The organism is Longimicrobiaceae bacterium, from assembly GCA_035936415.1.
Taxonomy (GTDB): Bacteria; Gemmatimonadota; Gemmatimonadetes; order Longimicrobiales; family Longimicrobiaceae; genus JAFAYN01.
The window spans coordinates 1-1,855 of the sequence record DASYWD010000396.1; the positions used below are offsets into that span (position 1 = coordinate 1).

The 1,855-nt window shown below is 74.6% G+C and carries 1 protein-coding gene; it reads left to right on the plus strand.

Going from position 1 to position 1,855, the window contains the following annotated elements; genetic code table 11:
* Positions 1-167 precede the first annotated feature (167 nt).
* Positions 168-1,706, plus strand: coding sequence for a PAS domain-containing sensor histidine kinase (locus VGR37_16030; GenBank protein ID HEV2148915.1), 1,539 nt, complete (start codon positions 168-170; stop codon positions 1,704-1,706).
* Positions 1,707-1,855: the final 149 nt, after the last annotated feature.

The following is a 1,855-nucleotide window of genomic DNA, read 5'->3' on the forward strand; positions in this document are numbered from 1 at the left end:
CTCCCCGGCCGGGCGCGCAACGCCCTGCCCGGCACCGACTTGGCGGGGGCACGGGGTCCCGGGCGCGGTCCGGCCCGGTCCTTCCATCCCGGGCTCTTCCCGGGGTCGCCTCGACCCGGGCGGCACGCGCCGCGTCCCGCCTCCTCCTCCCCCTCCATCTCCGCGCCATGTCCGGGATCCTCCCGTTCCCCAGGCCGCTCCCGCCCCCCGCCCCCGGGACGGCGGAGCTGTACCGCCTGCTCGTGGAGAACGTCACCGACTACGCCATCATCATGCTCGACCCGGAGGGGCGGGTGGCGAGCTGGAACGAGGGCGCCGAGCGGATCCTGGGATACGGCGAGGGCGAGATCCTGGGGGTGCACGCCTCCGTCTTCTACCCCCCGGGGGACGCGCTGCAGGGGGTCCCCCGCCGGGAGCTGGACGCGGCGCTGCGCGACGGGCGCCACGAGAGCCTGGCCTGGCGGATCCGCCGCGACGGCTCGCGGCTGTGGGCCTCGGTGGTGCTCACCGCGGTCGTGGACGAGCACGGCCGGCTCCTGGGGATCGGGCAGATCACCCGCGACCTCACCGACCGCAAGCGGGTGGCGCAGGAGTACGAGGAGAGCCGGCAGCGCCTCCGCTCGCTCTTCCAGTACAACCCCGCCGCGGTCTGCTCGTTCGACCTGGAGGGGCGGCTGTGCAGCGCCAACCCCGCCGCCGAGGCCATGTGCGGCCACCCGGAGGCGGAGCTGCTCCGCGCCGGCTTCACCGACCTGCTGGCGCGCGGGGACCGGGGGCGCGCCCGCGCGTGCTTCCGGCGCGCCGCCGCGGGGGAGCCGCAGCCGCTGGAGGTGGCGCTCCGGCACCGCGACGGACGGCGGGTGGAGGCGAGCGCCACGGTGTTCCCCATCGTGGTGGAGGGGGAGATCCTGGGCGTGTACGCCATCGCGCAGGACGTCACCGGGCGCAATCGGGCCGAGGCGGAGCGCGAGGTGCTGCTGCGCAGTGAGCAGGCCGCCCGCGCCGGGGCCGAGGCCGCCAGCCGCGCCAAGTCCGACTTCCTGGCGGTGATGAGCCACGAGCTGCGGACCCCGCTCAACGTGATCACCGGCTACGCGGACCTCCTCTACGACGGCGACGTCGGGCCCCTGCCCGACGCCCAGCACCGCCACCTGGGGCGGATCCGCGACGCCGCGCGCCGGCTGGGGGCGATGATCGACCAGGTGCTGGCCTTCACCCGCATGGAGGCCGGCCGAGAGGAGGTGCGCGCCGAGCCGACGGAATTGGCGGCCCTCCTCCGCGACGCGGCGGCCCCCGCGGAGGCCGCCGCGACAGAGAAGGGGCTCGCCTTTGCCGTGGAGCTCCCGCCGGGCGCCTGGATCCGGGAGGTGGACGCCGTCAAGGCGCGCCAGGTGGTGCAGAACCTCCTCTCCAACGCCGTCAAGTTCACGGAGCGCGGCGAGGTGCGCCTCACCGCCCGGCGCGGGTCGGACGGATCCGCCGAGGTCACGGTGCGCGACACGGGGGTGGGGATCCAGCCCGAGCACCTGGAGCGCATCTGGGAGCCCTTCTGGCAGGCGGAGGAGCCGCTCACCCGCCGCGCGGACGGGGTCGGGCTGGGGCTGGGGATCACCCGGCGCCTCGCCATGCTCCTGGGGTGGGAGGTCCGGGTGGAGAGCGCCCCCGGCTCCGGGAGCGCCTTCACGCTCCGCCTCCCCCCGCCGTGAAAAGCGAAGACATGAGTCATCCCGAACTTTGGAAATGAGGTAGGAGCGAAGTTCGGAGACTCAGGCAGAGGAAGCAGATTGCAGCCCGAATGCGGTAGAGCGGAGTCGAGACCTCTCGGCTCCGCTTTCCTGTTCTGGGGCAGAAGCCT

Excerpts from the sequence above, each read along its gene's own strand:
- VGR37_16030 (HEV2148915.1), top strand. The coding sequence starts at position 168 with ATGTCCGGGATCCTCCCGTTCCCCAGGCCGCTCCCGCCCCCCGCCCCC.